This window comes from Streptomyces profundus, assembly GCF_020740535.1.
Lineage (GTDB): Bacteria > Actinomycetota > Actinomycetes > Streptomycetales > Streptomycetaceae > Streptomyces > Streptomyces profundus.
Genome location: NZ_CP082362.1, coordinates 180870 through 200566 on the forward strand (window position 1 = coordinate 180870; position 19697 = coordinate 200566).

General features: G+C 74.0%; 16 protein-coding genes. 9 read left to right on the forward strand and 7 right to left on the reverse strand.

From position 1 onward, the window contains the following. Window positions 1-106: 106 nt before the first annotated feature. The 3 genes from dhaK to K4G22_RS00805 are packed head-to-tail and all read left to right on the forward strand — an operon-like array spanning window position 107 to window position 2157. Entirely contained in the window at window positions 107-1105 is a 999-nt protein-coding gene (dhaK, locus tag K4G22_RS00795) for a dihydroxyacetone kinase subunit DhaK (RefSeq protein ID WP_228077633.1), read from the forward strand. Between the two features lie 12 nt (window positions 1106-1117). Further along, window positions 1118-1732: a dihydroxyacetone kinase subunit DhaL gene (dhaL, locus tag K4G22_RS00800; protein WP_228077634.1), complete on the forward strand. Its 615-nt coding sequence runs from the start codon at window positions 1118-1120 to the stop codon at window positions 1730-1732. Then, a complete protein-coding gene (locus K4G22_RS00805; protein WP_228077635.1) occupies window positions 1729-2157 on the forward strand; it encodes a PTS-dependent dihydroxyacetone kinase phosphotransferase subunit DhaM in 429 nt (142 codons plus the stop codon). The genes dhaL and K4G22_RS00805 overlap by 4 nt, the downstream gene beginning before the upstream one ends. A gap of 6 nt (window positions 2158-2163) precedes the next feature. Here the strand turns inward: K4G22_RS00805 and K4G22_RS00810 are convergent, their stop codons facing one another. From K4G22_RS00810 to K4G22_RS00820, 3 genes are all read right to left on the reverse strand, one after another. Beyond that, window positions 2164-2652, reverse strand: a complete 489-nt coding sequence (locus tag K4G22_RS00810) for an NUDIX hydrolase (RefSeq protein WP_228077636.1) — start codon at window positions 2650-2652, stop codon at window positions 2164-2166. Between the two features lie 9 nt (window positions 2653-2661). Then, window positions 2662-3447 carry a glutamate racemase gene (locus K4G22_RS00815; RefSeq protein ID WP_228083908.1) on the reverse strand — a complete coding sequence of 262 codons (786 nt, stop codon included), beginning with the start codon at window positions 3445-3447 and terminating at the stop codon, window positions 2662-2664. Window positions 3448-3508: 61 nt separating this feature from the next. Continuing rightward, complete coding sequence (locus K4G22_RS00820) at window positions 3509-4774, reverse strand: TerD family protein (protein ID WP_228077637.1); 1266 nt, start codon at window positions 4772-4774, stop codon at window positions 3509-3511. Window positions 4775-5011: 237 nt separating this feature from the next. On the opposite strand from K4G22_RS00820, the gene K4G22_RS00825 reads away from it, so the two are divergent. Next, window positions 5012-5560, forward strand: a complete 549-nt coding sequence (locus K4G22_RS00825; RefSeq protein WP_228077638.1) for a DUF6643 family protein — start codon at window positions 5012-5014, stop codon at window positions 5558-5560. 49 nt (window positions 5561-5609) lie between these two features. Here the strand turns inward: K4G22_RS00825 and K4G22_RS00830 are convergent, their stop codons facing one another. Together K4G22_RS00830 and K4G22_RS00835 are read right to left on the reverse strand one after the other, a co-directional pair. Further along, window positions 5610-7043, reverse strand: a complete 1434-nt coding sequence (locus K4G22_RS00830; RefSeq protein ID WP_425336577.1) for a family 2B encapsulin nanocompartment shell protein — start codon at window positions 7041-7043, stop codon at window positions 5610-5612. 230 nt (window positions 7044-7273) lie between these two features. Then, the gene (locus K4G22_RS00835; RefSeq protein ID WP_228077639.1) at window positions 7274-8695 is read right to left on the reverse strand and encodes a family 2B encapsulin nanocompartment shell protein; all 1422 of its coding nucleotides are present in this window, start codon (window positions 8693-8695) and stop codon (window positions 7274-7276) included. 459 nt (window positions 8696-9154) lie between these two features. Between K4G22_RS00835 and K4G22_RS00840 the strand changes: the two genes are divergently transcribed. Beyond that, window positions 9155-11605 carry a right-handed parallel beta-helix repeat-containing protein gene (locus tag K4G22_RS00840; RefSeq protein WP_228077640.1) on the forward strand — a complete coding sequence of 817 codons (2451 nt, stop codon included), beginning with the start codon at window positions 9155-9157 and terminating at the stop codon, window positions 11603-11605. 16 nt (window positions 11606-11621) lie between these two features. Here K4G22_RS00840 and K4G22_RS00845 read toward each other — a convergent pair whose 3' ends face one another. Beyond that, the gene (locus tag K4G22_RS00845) at window positions 11622-14000 is read right to left on the reverse strand and encodes a hypothetical protein (RefSeq protein WP_425336578.1); all 2379 of its coding nucleotides are present in this window, start codon (window positions 13998-14000) and stop codon (window positions 11622-11624) included. A 141-nt stretch (window positions 14001-14141) separates the two neighbouring features. Between K4G22_RS00845 and K4G22_RS00850 the strand changes: the two genes are divergently transcribed. The 3 genes from K4G22_RS00850 to K4G22_RS00860 all read left to right on the forward strand — a co-directional run bounded on the left by K4G22_RS00850 (window position 14142) and on the right by K4G22_RS00860 (window position 17183). After that, window positions 14142-14987 carry a DeoR/GlpR family DNA-binding transcription regulator gene (locus K4G22_RS00850; RefSeq protein WP_228083911.1) on the forward strand — a complete coding sequence of 282 codons (846 nt, stop codon included), beginning with the start codon at window positions 14142-14144 and terminating at the stop codon, window positions 14985-14987. Between the two features lie 56 nt (window positions 14988-15043). Further along, a complete protein-coding gene (locus K4G22_RS00855) occupies window positions 15044-16687 on the forward strand; it encodes a bifunctional 3'-5' exonuclease/DNA polymerase (protein ID WP_228077641.1) in 1644 nt (547 codons plus the stop codon). Window positions 16688-16796: 109 nt separating this feature from the next. Then, window positions 16797-17183, forward strand: coding sequence for a VOC family protein (locus K4G22_RS00860; protein WP_228077642.1), 387 nt, complete (start codon window positions 16797-16799; stop codon window positions 17181-17183). Between the two features lie 25 nt (window positions 17184-17208). Here K4G22_RS00860 and yczR read toward each other — a convergent pair whose 3' ends face one another. Beyond that, a complete protein-coding gene (yczR, locus tag K4G22_RS00865) occupies window positions 17209-18711 on the reverse strand; it encodes a MocR-like transcription factor YczR (protein ID WP_228077643.1) in 1503 nt (500 codons plus the stop codon). 151 nt (window positions 18712-18862) lie between these two features. Between yczR and yczE the strand changes: the two genes are divergently transcribed. Continuing rightward, window positions 18863-19552 (forward strand): membrane protein YczE, encoded by a 690-nt coding sequence (yczE, locus tag K4G22_RS00870; protein ID WP_228077644.1) that lies wholly within the window; start codon window positions 18863-18865, stop codon window positions 19550-19552. Window positions 19553-19697 lie beyond the last annotated feature (145 nt).

A 19697-nucleotide genomic window follows, 5' to 3' on the forward strand; every position in this document is an offset into this window, starting at 1 on the left:
CTTATAGGATCCGTAGGCTGGTGCGCCGAAGCGCCGCGCGGCTTCGCCGCCGCCCGCCTCTTCGGGGCCGCCCGGGCTCGTCGCCGAGGTCAGGAGGACAGTTGCCGTGAAGATGCTGATCAACGGGGCGGACCGGGTGGTCGCCGACGCGCTGCGCGGGATGGCCGCCGCGCACCCCGGGTTGCGGGTCGAGGTGGAGCACCGGCTCGTGCTGCGCGGGGACGCGCCGGTCGACGGGAAGGTCGGGCTGATCTCGGGCGGCGGCTCGGGACACGAGCCGCTGCACGCGGGGTTCGTCGGCCCCGGCATGTTGGACGCCGCCTGCCCGGGCGAGGTGTTCACCTCCCCGGTGCCCGACCAGATGACCAGGGCCGCGGGCGCGGTGGACAGCGGCCAGGGCGTGCTGCTCGTCGTCAAGAACTACACCGGCGACGTGCTCAACTTCGACATGGCGGCCGAGCTGATCGAGGACGAGGGCATCGCGGTGGACCGGGTCGTGGTGGACGACGATGTCGCCGTCACCGACAGCACGTTCACCGCCGGACGCCGGGGCGTCGGGGGGACGCTCTTCGTCCACAAGCTCGCCGGCGCCGTCGCCCAGGAGGGCGCGCCGCTGTCCCGGGTCGCCGAGGTCGGCCGGCGGGTGGCCGAGGCGTCGCGCAGCTTCGGCGTCGCGCTGCACGGGCCGACCACGCCGGCCAAGGGCAGCCCGACCTTCGATCTGCCGCCCGACGAGCTGGAGCTCGGCATCGGCATCCACGGCGAGCCCGGGCGGGAGCGCCGCGCCATGCTGAGCGCCGCCGAGATCGCCGATGTGACGGTGGAGGCGCTGCTCGCCGACCTCCCGCTGTCCGCGTCGGAGCCGGTGCTCTGCCTGACCAACGGGATGGGTGGCACGCCGCTGCTGGAGCTGTACGGATTCCACGCCGAGGTGGTCAGGGCGCTGGGCGAGCGCGGGGTGACCCTGGCGCGTAGCCTCGTCGGCAACTATGTGACCTCGTTGGACATGGCCGGCTGCTCCGTTTCGCTGTGCCGGTTGGACGAGGAGCTGCTGCGGCTGTGGGACGCGCCCGTGTCCACGCCGGGGCTGCGCTGGGGTCGTTGAGAGGAGCGGGAGGTGACAGGGCAGGTGACGGAGCGGGACGCCGCGTTCTTCCAGGACTGGCTGGTGACGGCCGCGGACGCCATCCGCGCGAACGCGGACCGGCTGACCGATCTTGACTCCGCGATCGGCGACGCCGACCACGGCAACAACATGCGGCGCGGCTTCAGCGCGGTGGCCGCCGCGCTGGCGGACGAACGTCCCGACACGCCGGGGGCCGTGCTGCTGCTCGGCGGCAGGACGCTGGTCTCCACGGTCGGCGGCGCCTCGGGCCCGCTCTTCGGCACGCTGCTGCGGCGCACGGGCAAGGCGCTGGGCGAGGCCGAGCGGGTGACCGACGAGGAGCTGCGGGTCGCGTTGGAGACGGGGATCGGCGCGGTCGGCCAGCTCGGCGGCGCCGCCGCCGGCGACAAGACCATGCTGGACGCGCTGCTGCCGGCGCTGGACGCGCTCCCCGACTACGCGGCGGCGGCGCTGGCCGCCGAGGAGGGCTCGCGGGCCACCATCCCGCTGCGGGCGCACAAGGGGCGGGCCAGCTATCTGGGCGAGCGCAGCGTGGGCCACGAGGATCCGGGCGCCGCCTCGGCGGCGCTGATCTTCCGCGCGCTCCACGAGGTGGCCGATCGATGAGCGGAGAACGGCTGGTGGGCGTGGTGCTGGTCTCGCACAGCGCCGAGGTGGCCGTCTCGGTCGCCGAGATGGCGTCCCGCCTCGCGGGCCGCGGCAGGCTGGCGCCCGTGGTGCCGGCGGGCGGCACCCCGGACGGCGGCCTCGGCACCAGTTCGGAGCTGATCGCCGAGGCGGCGCGGCGGGCGGACGGCGGCGCGGGGGTCGCGATCCTGGTGGACCTGGGCAGCGCCGTGCTCACGGTGCGGGCGATGCTGGGAGAACAGGACGACGAGGACGAGGACGCGGCGCTGCCGGCCGACGCCCGGCTGGTGGACGCGCCGCTGGTCGAGGGCGCGGTGGCCGCCGTGCTGACCGCGTCCACCGGGGCCGATCTGGACGCGGTGGCGGCGGCGGCCGGCGACGCGTACCACTACCGGAAGGTCTAGGGAGCGTCAGCCGGCGGTGGGCGGCTCGGCGGGGGCGAACCAGGTGGGGCGGTCGGCGGTCGCCAACTCGATCCGGTGCAGGGCGTGTTCGGAGAGCGGGGGCAGCGCGTCCAGCGGGAACCAGCCGACCTCGACCGACTCGTCGTCATGGGGCCTGGCCGTGCCGCCCAACGCCCGGCAGTGGAAGCTGATGTCGGTGAACTGGCACTCGTCCTCGTTGGGGTAGCGCACCACGTCCCCCGTCTCGACCAGCAGCACCCGCTCGACGGCGCAGCGGATCGCCGTCTCCTCGAAGACCTCACGGACGGCCGTCTCGGCCGGCTGCTCGCCGGGCTCGGGGATGCCGCCGACCAGCGTCCACCGGCCGTCGTCCGCGCGACGGACCAGCAGCACCCGTCCCTCGTCGTCGAAGACGACGGCGGTCACCCCCGGGAGGAAGAGGAGTTGGTGACCGATGCTGGTGCGCAGGGCACGGATGAAGTCCGGAGTAGCCATGTCCGGACCCTAACCGGCCGCCGTTCCCGTCAGCAGCGCCAGCCCCTGCGGATAGTGGCGGGCGGCCTCGGCGAGGGAGGCGCGTCGGCCGCTGGCGAAGACCGTCAGGGTGCCGGTCGGCGGGGCGCTGGGGGCCGGCTCGGCGCCCGCCCGGCGCAGCGCCTGGGCGGCGACGGCGCCCGCCGAACCGAAGAGGGTGACCTCGCGGCCGGTGACGGCCGCGAGGTGGCGGCCGATCTCGTCGGCGACCAACTCGTAGTGGGTGCAGCCCAGGACGACGGCCGTGGTGTCCTGGGGCGTCAGCTCGGCCGCCGCCTTGATGGCGTCCCGCACGCCCGCCTCGTCGGCGCTCTCCACCGCGCCGGCCAACCCGTGGCAGGGCACCCCGGTGGCCCGCGCGCCCCGGGCGAACTCGTCCAGCAGCCGGCGCTGATAGGGGCTGCCGGTGGTCGCCGGGGTGGCCCAGACGGCGAACGGGCCGCCGGCGGCGGCGGCCGGCTTGATCGCCGGCACCGTGCCGATCACGGGGATGGCCGGCTCAAGCGCCGCCCGCACCGCCGGCAGCGCGTGCACCGACGCGGTGTTGCAGGCGACGATCAGGGCGTCCGGGCGCTCGGTCGCGGCGAACTCGGCGCAGAGCGACGCCCGGTCGGCGATGCGCCGGGGGTCGAGCGGCCCCCAGGGCATCCCGTCCGGGTCGGATGAGAGCACCAGGGCGGCGTCCGGCCGCAGCCGCCGCACCTCGGCGGCTGCGGCCAGCAGGCCGACGCCCGAGTCGAGCAGGGCGATTCTCACGGATCTCACAAGGACCCAGATTACGCGTGCCGGGGCCTTGGCCCCGGCACCGCCCGACCGGTCACTTGCGGCCCGGCGTCCACTGCATGCCGAAGCCGTAGGCGTGGTCCACCGTGCGCTGCGGGCTGACGCCCCGGTCCGGCACCAGGTACCTGGCCTCGCGGTTGACCGTCAGCTCGCCGTTCTTGTTGACCAGGGTGGCCAGCACGCAGACCGGGGAGGGGACATCGCACTCGTCGAGGAAGAACTCGATGGGCGCGCCGTTCTCCGGGGTGAGGGTGACCGTGGCCGACAGGTCCTGGAAGCTGCTGGCGCCGGAGTAGATGGTCACGAAGATGACCACGCGGCGCAGTTCCTTGGCGTGGTCGAGGTTGACCGTGAGGTTCTCGCCCTGGGCCGCGGCGCCGGTGCGGTCGTCGCCGTCCAGGTGCATGTAGGGCGGCTGGTTGAGCGAGCCGAAGGCGTTGCCGAGGGCCTGGATCACGCCCTTGCGGCCGTCGGTCAGCTCGAACAGGGCGCACAGGTCGAGGTCGAGACCGCCGCCCATGGCCTTGGTGATGCGGCTCTTCCAGCCGCCCTGCTTCTGCTGCGGCTGGTTGCGCTGCTGCCAGTTGAGGTTGATCAGCATCCGTCCGCTGGTGGCGCCCTGCTTGGCCAGCGAGATGGCGGGGGCGTCCTTGGTGAGCGTGATCTTGCTCAGCCGGATCGGGGAGCCGCCGGCGGGGGCCGATGCCCGCGCCGGCGCGGGCGGCGCGGCGGGGGCTGGGGCCGGAGCGGGAACGGCGGCCGGCGGCGGGGTCGGCGCCGGATCGTCGTCGACGCTGATGCCGAAGTCCGTGGCGAGGCCGGCGAGGCCGCTGGCGTAGCCCTGGCCCACGGCGCGGAACTTCCACGCGCCCTGGCGCCGGTACAGCTCGCCGATCACGAACGCCGTCTCGCTGCTGGCGTCCTGGCTGTCGAAGCGGGCCACCTCGCTGCCGCTGTCCGCGTCCAGCACCCGGATGTGCAGCCCGGGGACCTGCCCGAAGGTGCCGCCGTCGGCGGACGCGGCGAGCACGACCTTCTCGATCTCCGGCTCCACCGAGGCCAGATCGACCTCGATGCGGTCGACCGAGCCGCCGGCCTGCGGCTCCTTGCCCGCGTAGCGGACGGCGCCGGAGGCGTGCCGGGGCTGGTTGTAGAAGACGAAGTCCTCATCGGAGCGGACCCGGCCCTCACTGAGCAGCAGCGCTGAGGCGTCCACATCCGGTGTGCCGGCCGAGGCGTTCCAGCCAATCTCGACGCGGACGGACCGCGCAGGCACGGGGACATTAGAGCCTTTGAGCATTGTGGGTTCCTCCGTCGGGTGGGCGTCCTCAACCACCTGTTCAACTGGCACGATCCACTATGCCATCCCACACCCCAAGTCCTCCCGGGCAGGCCCCTGATACAACGGCATGAGAGCGGTCATCGGCGTTTTTTCCGGAATTCGAGCGGAATGCCCGTTCACGGTGTCCCCGAGCCCGCGAAATGAGCGGCTAATCGGTCTCCCCAACGACCACATGGTGGGCTTAACTTATGGAGCATGACCCTCCCGCGCCCCTACGGTGGTGGCTACTCCTCGCCTTCCTTCCCCGACACCCCCATCTACGACAGGCTGGTGGCCGAGCGGGGAACCCCGCAAATCGCCCCCATCCGGGTGCCGGCCGCCTATGACTCGCTGGGGTACCAACACCCCTCCCCCCAGCCGTCGTTGCCCGCTCTTCCGGCGCTTCCCTCGGCCTCCTCGGCGCCCCCGCAGCCGGGCCAGGGGCAGCACGGCGGAGGCGGCTACCCGGGCTACCAGGCCACGCCGGTCCGGCAGCCGTTCTCGGCGCCCTCGCCGAGCTACCAGAGCCCCGGCGGCTACGGGCACCAGCAACAGCCGGGCGGGGGGCGTCCGTACCCCGCCGCGCAGGCTCCCCAGGCGCCCTCGCCGCAGCAGATGCGACCGGCGGCGCCGCAGCAGATGCGGCCCGCCGCCCCGCGCCCGCAGGCGCCCCGCCCCGGCGGCTACCCGACCGGCGGCGGCTACCCCCAGCACCAGCAGGCGCCGGCCCCGGCCCCCGGCTACTGGTCGGAACAGGGGGCCTGAGCGCGGGGGCCACCGGGACGCACAGGAGAAGGGCGAGCGCGCGCCCTGGTCACAGCTCCACGTCCGCCAGCACGCCGAGGGCGTCGGGGACCAGCACGGCCACGGAGTGGTAGGCGCTGACCAGGTAGGAGATCACCGCCCGGTCGTCGACGCCCATGAAGCGTACGTTGAGGCCGGGTTGGTACTCGTCGGGGATGCCGGTCCGGTGCAGGCCGACCACCCCTTGGCGCGCGGCGCCGAGGCGGAGCGCGATGACGGAGCTGGTGTGCGTCGAGGACACCGGGATCTTGTCGCACGGCAACAGGGGGATGCCACGCCAGGCGTGGACGGGGGTCCCCTCGACCTCGGTGGTGGACGGGTAGACGCCGCGCGCGTTGCAGGCGCGGGAGATGGCGGCGATGGCCCGGGGGTGGGCCAGCAGGCAGTGGGTGTTGCGGCGGCGGGAGACCAGTTCGTCGAGGTCGTCGGGGGTGGGCGGCCCCGAGCGGGTGTGCAGCCGCTGCCGGGGATCGGCGTTGTGCAACAACCCGAACTCCCGGTTGTTCACCAGCTCGTGCTCCTGCCGCTCCCGCAACGCCTCAACCGTCAGGCGCAGTTGCTCCTCCACCTGACTCATCGGCTCGTTGTACAGATCCGCCACCCGCGAATGCACCCGCAACACCGTCTGCGCCACACTCAGCTCGTACTCCCGAGGCGACGCCTCGTAGTCCACGAACGTCCCCGGCAACGACGGCTCCCCCACATGCCCGGCCGCCAACGCGATATCGGCCTCGCCGCGCTTGTTGCGCGGGAGCGCGCGGCGGTCGGCGGCGCCGGCGAGGTGCGCGCGGAGCGCGGGCGAGCGGTCGGCCACCTCGGCCACGGCGCTGAGCGGCAGCGCCAGCACGGTGCAGCGGGTGGTGGCGCGCAGCGTGTGCGGCCAGGTGGCGGGGGTGCCGGTCGCGGGCGCTTCGAGCGCCTGGTCGCCGGCGAAGGCGCCGCCGCCGATGGTGGCGACGGCGGCCTCGCCGTCGTAGGCGCCCGGCACCAGACGGCGCACCTTGCCGTGCGCGATCAGCAGCACCTCGGTGATGGGCGCGCCGGCGGTGGCGAGCGTCTCGCCGGCCTGGTGCTCGCGGTGCGCGCAGCGGTCGGCGAGCGCGGTCAGCGCCGCCTGGTCGGCGAGGCCGGCGAGCGCCGGTAGCTCCGTCAACTCGGCGGGGATCACGCGGAGTCGACCGCCGTCGGCGAAGAACTCGACGCGGCCGTCGCCCAGGGCGTGGGTCAGCCGGCGGTTGACCCGGTAGGCGCCGCCCGAGACCTGTTCCCAGGGCAGCATCCGCAGCAGCCACCGGGGGGTGACGCCCTGGTTCTGGGGCGGGGTCTTGACGGTGCTGGCCAGCTTGCCGGCCGCCTCGGTGCCCAGCGCGGTGGGTTCGGCGGTCGCGGTGCCGGGCCCCGGCACCGGTCCGGTGGCGCTCGGGGGCGGGTTCGGGGAATTCACGTACGGCCTTTCCTGGGCGGAGCGGGAAGAGAGACGGAGAACAGCGGGAAAAGGGCGGGAGAGGGGAAGGCCGCCGCCGCGCGGCGGAGGTGGGCGCGGCGGCGGCGGTTCGGGGAGTTCCGACGGCGAACCGTTTCCGCTCGTTCGCCGACCGGCCTTCTGTCACCCGGGCAGCGGGCGGCGGAGGAGGCCGGATCGAGCGACGGGCGGGAGATGGGCCGCGTGGTCTCTCAGTGGCCGATCTCCACGTCCTCCAGAATGCCGAGCGCGTCGGGCACGAGGACGGCGACCGAGTAATAGGCGCTCACCAGATAGGAGATGATGGCCTGCTCGCTGATACCCATGAAACGGACGGAGAGGCTCGGCTGGTACTCGTCGGGAATTCCCGTGCGGTGCAGGCCGACGACGCCCTGACGCTCCAGGCCTGTGCGCAGCGCCAGGATGGAGCTGGAGCCGGCCGCGTTCACCGGGATCTTGTCGCACGGCAGCAGCGGCACACCGCGCCAGGACGGCACGGAGTGCCCGGAGATCTCGGTGGGCGCCGGGTAGAGCCCGCGCGCGTTGCACTCCCGGCCGAAGGCGGCGATGGCCCGGGGGTGCGCCAGCAGGACGCTGGGCTCCTTCCAGACGGTGGCCAGCAGTTCGTCGAGGTCGTCGGGGGTGGGCGGCCCCGAGCGGGTGTGCAGCCGCTGCCGGGGATCGGCGTTGTGCAACAACCCGAACTCCCGGTTGTTCACCAGCTCGTGCTCCTGCCGCTCCCGCAACGCCTCAACCGTCAGGCGCAGTTGCTCCTCCACCTGACTCATCGGCTCGTTGTACAGATCCGCCACCCGCGAATGCACCCGCAACACCGTCTGCGCCACACTCAGCTCGTACTCCCGAGGCGACGCCTCGTAGTCCACGAACGTCCCCGGCAACGCCGGCTCCCCCACATGCCCGGCCGCCAACGCGATGGCCGACTCCCCCTGGGCGTTGCGCTGTCCCGGCAGGCGGGTGTCGACGGCGGCCAGATGCTCGCGCAGCGCCGGGGAGTTCTCGCTGACGCGCGCGAAGTCGGCCCGGGCCAGGGTGAGTACGGTGCCGCTGGTGAGGGCGGTGAGGCCGTGTTCGTAGGCGCCAGGCTCGGCGTCGGTGAGCGTGTCGTCGGCGAAGAAGTCGCCGTCGGCCAGCACGCCGAAGTCGGTCTCGCCGTCGTAGGCGCCGACGCCGCGCCGGCTGAGCTTGCCGTGCGCGATCAGCACCAGTCGGTCGGCCGGGTCCCCGGCGCGGACCACCACCTCGCCGGGGGCGAAGTCCCGTTGGACGCAGGCCGACGCGAGGGCCTCCAGGGTTTCGGGGTCGTCGAAACCGGCGAGCGCGGGGAGTTCGGTCAACTCGGCGGGAATCACACGGATTTCCGGACCGGTGGAGAAGAATTCGACCCGACCGTTCCCCACGGTGTGGGTCAACCGGCGGTTCACCCGGAACGTGCCACCGGAAACCTGGGTCCAGGGCAGCACCTTCAGCAACCACCGTGAGGTGATGGCCTGCATCTGCGGCGGCGTCTTGGTGGTGGTCGCCAGATTGCGGGCGGCGGCGGTATCCAGGCTCAGTCGGGGGGTTTCGACGGGAGCGGCCTGGCTTTCGGAAGTCGGTTCGACAGAAGTCGTCATGCGGAAACGTACCCAATCTGCGGTTGTGCCAGCGGCCATGGGGCCATCCGAGGGACGGGGCCGCCATGAAACTAAGGGCTGACACCAACAGGCCGCAATCACTCAAAAGTGAAGCCAACTCCCGGATTTCTGAGGCGAATTGATGGGTAGCTCCCCGGGATTCGCGCCCTGGGGCCCCCGGACGCCGAACGGTCGGTCCGCCGGCCGGCCCGAGCGGCGGGAACGTCCCGGGAGCGCCCCCGCCCTGGGGCCGGCGGCGCACCGGCCAGCGGCTAGGGTGGGGGCGCTCGGGCGCGCGGACCACGCGCCGGCGCACGCTCGTGGCGTGCGCGGATCCCGAAGGAACCGGTCATTCCATCGGTTCGCGGCGCGCTACCGTGGAGCGGCCAGGTGCGCGTGGTACAGCGCCTTCCGCACACGAACGAGTCGATCACGCACGAGGTTGGGGCATATCAGTCCATGGCTAAGGGCTCGGTCCAGGTCACGCACACCGGAACTGCACGCTGGCGGCGCCGGACGGCCGTCTACGGCTCGGTCGCCGAGGCCCTGGCCGCCGCGGCGGACGGCGATGTGCTGCTGCTCGGCCCCGGCACCTACCGCGAGAACCTGGTGATCGAGCAGGCCGTGACGGTGCGCGGCCCGCAGGACGACAGGGACGGGCCCGCCCGCATCGCGCCGCCCGAGGGCGTCCCCATGACGGTCAGGGGCTCGGCCACCGTGCGGGACCTGCTGATCGAGGGCCAGGACACCACGTCGCCCGCCGTGTTGGTGGAGAGCAGCACCCCCGAGCTGTCCGGGCTGCGGGTGCGCACCACCTCATCGGCCGGCATCGAGGTGCGGGCCGGGGCGCGGCCCACGGTGCGCGGCTGCGAGGTCGGCAACGCCACCGGGGTCGGGGTCAACGTCACCGACCAGGCGGGCGGGCTCTTCGAGGACTGCCGGATCACGGAGTCGGGCCAGGCGGGCATCGCCGTGCGGGGCCCGGCCCATCTGCGCCTGGAGCGCTGCCGGGTGGAGCGGGCCTCGGGGGCGGGTCTGACGGTGGCGGGCGACGGCAGCGCGGTGGACGCGCTCGGCCTGGTGGTCGAGCAGATCAAGGGCGCGGGCGTCAGCCTCGCCGAGCGGGCGACCGCCCATCTGACGGACTGCCGGATCAGCGGGACCACGGGCGACGGCATCACCCTGGAGACGGACGCCGTCCTCACGCTGGCCGACAGCCGGGTGACGGACATCCCGGAGAACGCCCTGGACCTGCGCTCCCGTTCGGTGCTGACGCTGATGCGCACCCGGGTGACCAGGTTCGGACGCAACGGCGTCTCGGTGTGGGATCCGGGCACCCACGCCGATGTGCACGACTGCGAGATAGCTGAGGGCACGGGCGACTACCCGGCGGTGTGGGTGAGCGACGGCGCGACCGTGGTGCTGGAGTCCTGCGCGGTGCGCGCGGTGCCGGACGCCCTGTTCGTGCTGGACACCGGCTCCCGCGCCGACGTGGTCGACAGCACCATCGAGGAGGTGCGCGGCTCGGCCGTCTCGGTCAGCGACGGCGCGACGGCCCGCCTCGACACCTGCCGGATCACCGACGTCGGCACCGGCGCGTGGTTCCGGGACGCGGGCAGCGGCGGCTCGGTCACCGGCTGCACCATCGAGCGTGCCAGGACCGGCCTGATCGTCACCAAGGGCGCGGATCCGGCCGTCGCCGACACCGCCGTCCTCGCGCCCTCGGAGGCCGGGATCTATGTCTCGGCCGACGGCGTGGGCCGCTTCACCCGCTGCCGGGTGGCGGACTCCGGCGGCTACGGCTTCCATGTGATCGACGGCTGCCGCTCCGAGTTGACCCGCTGCCGCACCGAGCGCTGCGCCAGGGGCGGATACGTGTTCGCCGAGGGAAGCCCGGTGGTGAACGACTGCCAGAGCGACGAGGCGACGCCTCCCGGCGCCGACAGCGCGCCCCGTGCCACGAACCCCACGGGCAACCCCGCCATAAATTCCGCTACCAACGCCGCCACCAGCACCGCCACGGAGACGGCCACCGCGCGGCCGGCCGTCCCCGCGTCGACGCCCCCGCCCGCGCCGGCACCGGTCGAGGAGCCGGCGGGCCGGCCGGCGGACGAGGTGCTGGCCGAACTCGACGCCCTGGTCGGCCTGGCCACCGTCAAGGCGGAGGTGCGGGCGCTGATCGACATGATCGAGGTGGGACGGCGCCGGGTGAAGGCGGGCCTCAAGGCCGCCTCGGTCCGCCGGCACCTGGTGTTCACCGGCTCCCCCGGCACCGGCAAGACCACGGTGGCGCGGCTCTACGGGGAGATCCTGGCCTCGCTCGGGGTGCTCAGGAGCGGGCACCTGGTCGAGGTCTCCCGCGTCGATCTGGTGGGCGAGCACATCGGTTCGACGGCGATCCGCACCCAGGAGGTCTTCGAACGGGCCAAGGGCGGCGTGCTGTTCATCGACGAGGCGTACGCGCTCTCGCCCGAGGACGGCGGCCGGGACTTCGGCCGGGAGGCCATCGACACCCTGGTCAAGCTGATGGAGGACCACCGGGACTCCGTGGTGGTGATCGTCGCCGGCTACACCGAGGAGATGCGGCGTTTCCTGGCCACCAACCCCGGAGTGGCCTCGCGCTTCTCGCGCACCATCGCCTTCGGCGACTACGCCCCAGAGGAGCTGCTGAGCATCGTGCGCCAGCAGGCCGCAGAGCAGGAGTACGACCTGGCGGACGGCACCGAGGACGCGTTGGTGAAGCACTTCACGGCGATGGACAGGGGCCCCTCGTTCGGCAACGGCAGGGCCGCCCGGCAGACGTTCGAGTCCATGGTGGAGAGCCACGCCGGCCGGGTGGCCAGGCTGCCGGATCCGAGCACCGAGGAGCTGACGCTGCTGCACCCGCGCGATCTGCCGGTGCTGCCCTGACGCGCCCTCGGCCGGGTCAGGGGCTCTCCGGCGGGGCGCTCTCCCTGGCCGGGCCCGACGGCTGCCCGGGCAGCGGCACCTGGACGTCCCTCGGCAGCCGGCGCATCAGCCCGGAGCGCTCCTCGGCGAAGGCCGGGTCGGCCGCGTAGTCGCTGTGTCCGAGGATCGGCTCGGGCAGCGGGGAGCGCAGGTTGCGGCCGTAGTGCATGGGGTCGGCCAGCGCGGGGCGGTCCACCGGCACCTGGCCGTCCAGCGCCACCCCGATCGGGCCGCCGATGGGATCGGTCTCGCGCCACAGGTTGCGCCAGCAGCGGAGATCCTCGTCCAGCGACCGCAGCGCGCCCGCACCGAAATAGGCCGGAAACCATCGCCCGTAGAGGCGTTCGAGCGGCGAGCCATGGGTGAGCAGCGCGATCCGGCTGCGCGTCGCGTTGTCCACCTGCCAGACCGCGGCGGCGGCCAGCACGCTGCCCTGCGAGTGGCCCGAGATCACCAACCGGCCGCCGGTGGTGTCGATCCAGGTGCTCATCCGCCAGGACAGGTCGGGCACCGCGCGCTCCGCGTAGCAGGGCGGGGCGAACGGATGCGCGGCCCTGGGCCAGAACGTGCCCACGTCCCAGAGGATGCCGACGGTGCGCCGGGCCCCCGCGTCCCGGTAGGCGCGGCGTCCCAGCGCCAGCAGCAGCACCACGCCCGCGCCCATCAGCCAGGAGCCGAGGCCCTGGCAGGCGTCGGCGACCGTCTCGACCAGGGCGGGGCCGCCCTCGGCCGCCTGGGAAGGGGTCTCCCCCGTGAGGGCTCCGGCCACCGTGCCGAGCCCGAGCAGCAGGCTGGCGCCGGCGATCCAACCGACCAACGGACCCGCCGAGTCCGTGAGTTCGGCGCGGGCGATGGCGGAGGCGATCCGGCGGTCGCGGTCCCGGTCGGGGGCGCCGTTCTCCGCCGGGTAGCGGTCCCCGACCGTCGGCTCCAGCTCGCGCCGCCGCCCGAGCACCCGCACCACCCCTGCCACCACCAGCCCCAGCACCACGGCCAGCAGCGGCGGAATGGCGGCGGCCTCCCAGCTGAGCATCACCGGCGGACCAGCGATCGGCGCGTCCGGGGCGCCGGGGACGGCGGACGGATCCAGCCAGTCCGCGATCCGCTGCGCCACTCCCCCGGTGAACACCCCGGCCAGCGCGCAGGCCAGCAGCGCCACGGCGGCGCCGGCCAGCCCCGCGACGGCGCCGCGCTCCCCTTCGGGCGTCGAGCGGTGCAGCCGGTAGGCGGCCCAGGCGACCCCGGTGACCAGCAGCCCCTGGACCACCACCAGGGCGGGGAAGACCTCGCTGCCGGCCGGCATCCTGCCCTCCGTCCGCCACTCGGGGCGGCTCCAGGCGGTGTGGACGACGACCAGCGCCAGCAGGGCCATCGCGCCCCACGGCAGCGCGCGCCCCACGGGCGGCTCGGGGCGCTCGTCCGGCTCCCACTCGCTGCGGCCGTGCCGCACCTGCTGACCGACCAGAACCAGCCAGCCGGCACCGACCAGGCCCAGCAGCACGAGACCCACGCCCGCCAGCGCGGTGTCCCCGTCCGCGCCCCGGTCGTGCCCGGCCGTGGCCAGGGCGAGCGCGCTGGCCACCGTCAGCAGCCCGGCCGCCACATGCGCGGCGCGCAGCCTGGCGACCATCACCCGGCCGTACCAGAACCCGGGGCGGCTCAGCACCGCCTCGTCGCCGTCCGTGCGGGGGCGCACCGGCGGCGAGGCCGACTCGTAGGCGCTCCAGGTGCGGTGCGAGAGCCACCACAGCAGCAACAGCAGGGCCAGCGGCAGAGCCGTGGCCAGCATCAGCCGGCGGCCCGGCTGCCCCCACCAGTCGTGGGTGGCCCAGGGCTCGATCCAGGCGGCACCGGCCGCGCACTCTGCGGAGCCACCGCACTGCCAGGCCACCAGATCCAGCGCGACGGCGCAGGCCCCGGCGGTGAGGAGCACCGTCAGCGACAGCGCGGTGAGCCGCACCAGCAGATCGTAGGGGCGGTGCGCGCGGCTGGCGTCCGGGCCGGCGGGGCGCATCCAGTGCGCGACGTTGACGATCATGAAGGGCAGCAGCAGCAGCCAGAGCGCGCGGGCGCCGTTGCCCGAGGTGAGGTTGGACCAGGAGTACGCCTCGCGGACCGGCCTGGCGTCGCTCCACGGGCGGTCGGCGATATCGTCCGTCCTGCGGTGGATGCTGGCGGTGGCGTCGCCGGTGATCCTGGTGGTGCGGGCGTCGTCCAACATCTGGGCCGGCGTGGCCCCACCCACCCCGTGGACCAGCAACTCCATGGCGGGCGGCCGACTTACCCGCCCCGCCGCCCTGCGCACCCCGCCCTCGGACCCCACGGACCCCTCCGGCACCTCGGACCCCTCCCCCATCGTTCCGCTCCCCCCGGGCACGGCACGCGTCCCGCGCACCTCCTCCCCAGAACTCTCTCCGGCGCCGGCCGTGTGAACCGCCCCGGAAGTGTGGATGTTGAGCATGGCAGGATGAACCGCAGCGAGGACGTGGGAGGTCCTGTGAGCGACAACCAGAACCTGCTGGCCGGCCAGCGGCGGGCGCTCATCCTGGACGAGGTGCGCCGCAGGGGTGGCATCCGGGTGAGCGAGCTGACGCGCATGCTGCAGGTCTCGGATATGACGGTCCGCCGGGACCTTGATGTGCTGGCCAGGCAGGGCGCGTTGGAGAAGGTGCACGGTGGGGCCGTGCCGGTGGCGGAGCGGCGCACGCACGAGCCGGGGTTCGAGGCGAAGTCCGCGCTGGAGCTGTCCGCCAAGAGCGCCATCGCGCGGGCGGCGGCCGGCCTGGCCACGCCGGGCAGCGCGGTGGCCCTCTCCGGCGGCACCACCACCTTCGCCGTGGCCCACCAGCTGCTGGAGGTACCGGAGTTGACGGTGGTGACGAACTCGGTGCGGGTGGCCGACGTGTTCCACCACGCCGGGCAGGCCGCCGAACCGGGCGGTCCCGAGGCCACGGACGCGTCCCGGGTGGTGCTGACGGGCGGGGTGCGCACGCCGTCCGACGCGTTGGTGGGGCCGGTGGCCGACGCGGCGATCGCCTCGCTCCACTTCGATGTGCTGTTCCTGGGCGTGCACGGCATCTCGGTGGAGGCGGGGCTCTCCACGCCCAACCTGGCCGAGGCCGAGACCAACCGCCACTTCATCCGTTCGGCGCGGCGCGTGGTGGTCGTCGCCGACCACACCAAGTGGGGCACCACGGGGCTGAGTTCGTTTGCCTCGCTGGACGAGGTGGACACCCTGGTGACGGACGCGGGGCTGCCGGACGCCGACCGGGAGGAGATCGCCGAGCACCTCGCGGAGCTGGTGATCGCCGGCGGCGAGGCGCTGGACGAACGCCCGGCCTGACCTGGGGCCCGGCGCGTCCCGGGCGACTGTCAGTGGCCGCTGCCAGAATCGCTCACATGAACGAAGAGCGGGTGGCGCACTGCGCGCTGGCCGAGTATCCGGACGGCTCCGTGCGGGTCGTCCCGCTGGACGCCGCCGGGCGGCGGGCCGGCGGCGAGCAGGCCGCGCCCGGCGCCGCCGAGGCGGTCAGGGCCAGGCCATGGGTGACGCGCTGGGTCTGGCGGTCCACGGCCTCGGTCTATCCGGCGGTGCTGGCCGCCGGCGGCCGGGTCGAGCGGTGCCACGACGTGGAGGCGGCCGAGGCGCTGCTGCTGGCGTACGAGGGCGCCTGGGGCCGGCCGCGTTCGCTGGCCGCAGCCCTGGCCAGGCTCACCCGGCAGCCAGAGCCGGCCGATCCGCCCCCCGCGGCGCCGACCGACCAGCCCTCCCTCTTCGACGCGTCCCCGGCGCCGCTGCCGGGCGACGCCGACCCGCTGGCCGCGCTGCTCGCCGTGTACGCGGCGCAGCGGGAGCGGATCGCGCTCACCGAACGCCCGGACCGGATGCGGCTGTTGCTGGCCGCCGAGTCCGCCGGCACGCTGGTGGCGGCGGAGCTGCGGGTGGCCGGGCTGCCCTGGCGCGCCGATATCCATCGGCGGCTGCTGGACGAGCTGTTGGGCGAGCGCTATCCGGGCGGCGCCGAGCCGAGGCGGCTGGCCGAGCTGTCCGAGGAGATCTCCGCCGCGTTCGGCGGCGCCCGGGTGCGGCCCGATCTGCCGGCCGAGGTGGTCAGGGCCTTCGGCCGGGCCGGGGTGCGGGTGGAGAGCACCAGGGCCTGGGAGTTGCGCCGGATCGACCATCCGGCGGTGGCACCGCTGCTGGAGTACAAGCGGCTCTACCGCATCTGGACGGCGCACGGCTGGTCCTGGCTGCGCACCTGGGTGCGCGACGGCCGCTTCCGCACGGAGTACGTCGTCGGCGGCACCATGTCGGGCCGCTGGACCACGCACGGCGGCGGGGCGTTGCAGATCCCCCGGGTGGTGCGCCGGGCGGTGGTGGCCGATCCGGGCTGGCGGCTCGTCGTCGCGGACGCCGCGCAGTTGGAGCCGCGCGTGCTGGCCGCGATCTCGGGGGACCGGGGGCTGATGGCGGTGGCCGCCAGCCCGGACGACCTCTACACCCGGCTCGCCCGCCAGGGCTTCTCCGGCGAGCGGGAGGCCGCCAAGCTCAGCCTGCTGGGCGCGATGTACGGGCAGACGTCGGGCGACGGGCTGCGTCATCTGGCCGATCTGCGCCGCCGCTTCCCCCTCGCCGTGGCCTGTGTGGACGAGGCGGCCCTGGCCGGCGAGCGCGGCGAGCTGGTCCGCACCTGGCTGGGCCGCACCTGCCCGGTCGAGGACGAGGACGGCACGGCCAGGTCGGGCGCGGCGGCCCGCGCCAGGGGCCGCTTCACGCGCAACTTCGTGGTCCAGGGCAGCGCGGCCGAGTGGGCCCTGCTGATGCTGGCCGCGCTCCGCGGGAGCCTGCGCGAACTCCGCGCCGAGCTGGTCTTCTTCCAACACGACGAGGTCCTGGTGCACTGCCCCGAGGAGGAGGTCGCCGCGGTCACCGCCGCCATCACGGCGGCCTCCTCGGCGGCGGCCCGCCTGGCGTTCGGCGACACGCCGGTGGTCTTCCCGTTCACCACGGCCGCCGTCGAGACCTACGCGGAGGCCAAATGAGCCCGGCCCCCGAGAACGCCGCGCCCGGAGCGATGAGTTCCGCCGGTCCGCGCGGTCCTCTCTTCTGCGTGCTCAAGCACGCTCATCGACCCACCGGAGGTGGAAACCCATGGCAATCCCCGAGAGCGCCCCCGCGAACGTCGAGGGCCTCGGCATCCTGATCGGCGCCACGGACATCGAGCCGCTGATCGCCTGGTACCGCGCCGCCCTCGAACCCCTGGGCGCGCGTTGGGAGGAGCATCTGCTGGCGGTCGGCCCCGGCGCGATCATCGGCTTCGACCAGCGGGACGACGTGGCGCCGAAGGCCGCCGAGCCCGGACGTCATCTGATCAACATCACGGTGCGCGACATCAGGGCCGCCGAGCGGCATCTCGACTCCCTGGGCGTCACCTGGGTGCGCCCCGTGGAGGACAACGGCGACGGCTGGCTCTTCTCCACCGTCGAGGATCCGGACGGCAACTACCTCCAGCTCATCCAGGGGCCGCGGCAGCCCTGAGCCCCTCCGGTGCGGCGGCCCGGGGTCAGCTGGTGTAGCCGGGCGGCAGGTCCTGGCCCTGGGCGCCGTGCCGGGCGACGAGGTCGACGGCGGCGGCCAGCCGCACGGCGGCCTGCTCGGCCACCGGGCCCCGCACGGTGAACGGCACCCGCACATAGCCCTCGAAGGCGCCGCCCACGCCGAAGCGCGGGCCCGACGGCAGCCGGACGCCGCACCGTTCGCCCGCCTCGGCGATCCGGGAGCCGGACAGCCCGCCGGCCCGCACCCAGAGGGTCAGGCCGCCGGCGGGCACGGTGAACTCCCAGCTCGGCAGGTGCTCCCGCAGGGCGCGGACCACATCGTCGCGACTGGCCCTGACCTCGTCGCGGCGCTGCTCGATCGCGCCCTCCCAGCCGCCCGAGGTCAACAGCCAGGCCACCGCGAGCTGTTCGAGGACCGGGCTGCCGAGGTCCGCGTAGGCCCGGCGGGAGATCAGTCCCCTGATCACCTCGGGGGCGGCGCGCACCCAGCCGATGCGCAGTCCGGCCCAGAAGGTCTTGCTGGCCGAGCCGACGGTGATCACCCCGGCGCCCCCGTGGTCGAAGGCGCTCATCGGGCGCGGCGGTTGGCGCGCCGGCTCCTCGTCCAACGCCAGGTCGACCATGGTCTCGTCCACCACCAGCACCGTCCCGGCCGCCCTGGCGGCGGCCACCAGCTCGCGCCGCTGGTCGTCGTCGGCCAGCGCGCCGGTCGGATTGTGGAAGTCGGCGACCACATAGGCCATCCGGGGCGCCGCCTCGGTCAGGGTGCGGCGCCAGGCCGCCAGATCCCAGCCGGGGGCGCCCTCGGTCATCGGCACCGGCACCAGGCGCGCCCCCGTGTCCCTCATCAGCTGAAGCACATTGGCGTAGGACGGATGCTCCACGGCGACCCGCTCGCCCGAGGCGAACATCCGGCAGAGCGCGGCCATCGCGCCCATCGCGCCGGTGGTGACCATGATCTGCTCCGGCATGGTGGGCACACCGCGCGCGGTGTAGCGGTCGGCGAGCGCCTGCCGCAGCGCGGGCAGCCCGGCGGGGAAGTCGCCGTGGGTGAGCGCGGCGGGCGGCAGCGCCGCGAGCGCCGCCTGGCAGGCGCGGGTGAGCCAGGGCTCGGGTGCCGGCAGCGCGGCGCAGCCCAGGTCGATCATCGAACCGACCGCCTCGGGCGGCAGCGGCTCCAGCCCACGGGCCGGCAGCGGCCGGCCGGCCGGCACCGCCGTCCAGCTTCCGGCGCCCCGCCTCGACTCGAGAAAGCCGTCGGAGCGCAGCGCGTCGAAGGCGGCGGCGACCGTGGTGCGGCTGACGGAGAGCGCGCCGGCCAACTCGCGTTCCGCCGGCAGCCGGGCGCCGACCGGCACCCGGCCCTCCAACACCAGCAGGCGGACCCCGTCGGCCAGCGTCCGGTACGCGGGCGCCCGCCGCGCTCCGGGCGTCCGCTCGTAGCGCTCCTGGGAGGTCAACAGCCGCGCCAGCTGACCCGTTCCGACCGTTGAGGTCCACTCGGGCATCAGAATCAGTCCACCTTTCCCGCATTGGCCGTACCCAAGGCGCCAATCGGCACCGGAGAGTGCGCTTGGGCCTGCGCCTACCAGTCCAATTCAAGCACCTCGGTCAACAACCGCGGTCAAGAAGTTCGGTCAACCAAGGGGGTCCCCGTCGATGCGCCATCTCTCGCGCCGTCTGGTCCGGCTGTACGCCGGACTGCTGCTCTACGGCGCCAGCATCGCCCTGCTGCTGCGAGCCGGGCTCGGGCTCGACCCGTGGAACGTCTTCCACCAGGGGGTGAGCGACCACACGGGGCTCTCCATCGGCCTGGTGATCACCATCGCCGGCGTCCTGGTGCTGCTGCTCTGGATCCCGCTCCGGGAGCGACCCGGGCTCGGCACCCTCTCCAACGCGGCGCTGGTCGGCCTCGTGATGGACGCCACCCTCGCCCTGGTCCCGACGGCCGAAGGGCTCCCGGTCCGCATACCGCTGCTGCTCGTCGCGGTGCCGCTCAACGGGTTCGCCACCGGCCTCTACCTCTCCGCCGCCCTCGGATCCGGGCCGCGCGACGGGCTGATGACCGGGCTCAGCAGGCGCACCGGCCGCTCGATCCGGCGCGTGCGCACCGGCATCGAGCTGCTGGTTCTGCTGACCGGAATCCTCCTCGGCGGCACGGCCGGAGTCGGTACGGTGGTCTACGCCCTCGCGATCGGCCCCCTGGCGCAGTTCTTCCTGCGCGTGCTGACGATCCCCGACGCGTCACCCGGAATGGATTTCGAAGTCCGGCGACGGCGGGGTATTCTACGCCCTTGGTCCCGCCGGATGGACCGTGACCGCGAGCCATCCTCGATGGACGCCGGGTGACATCCCCCTCTCAGATGTGACAAACCGGGCGGTGGTGGGTACAAGAAGGGGCGGTACGACGGGCGACGCATGACCTACAACGGGAATCTTCACCGCCGACCGGACGTTGACCGGATTGATGATGACAGCGACACCTGTCCTGTGG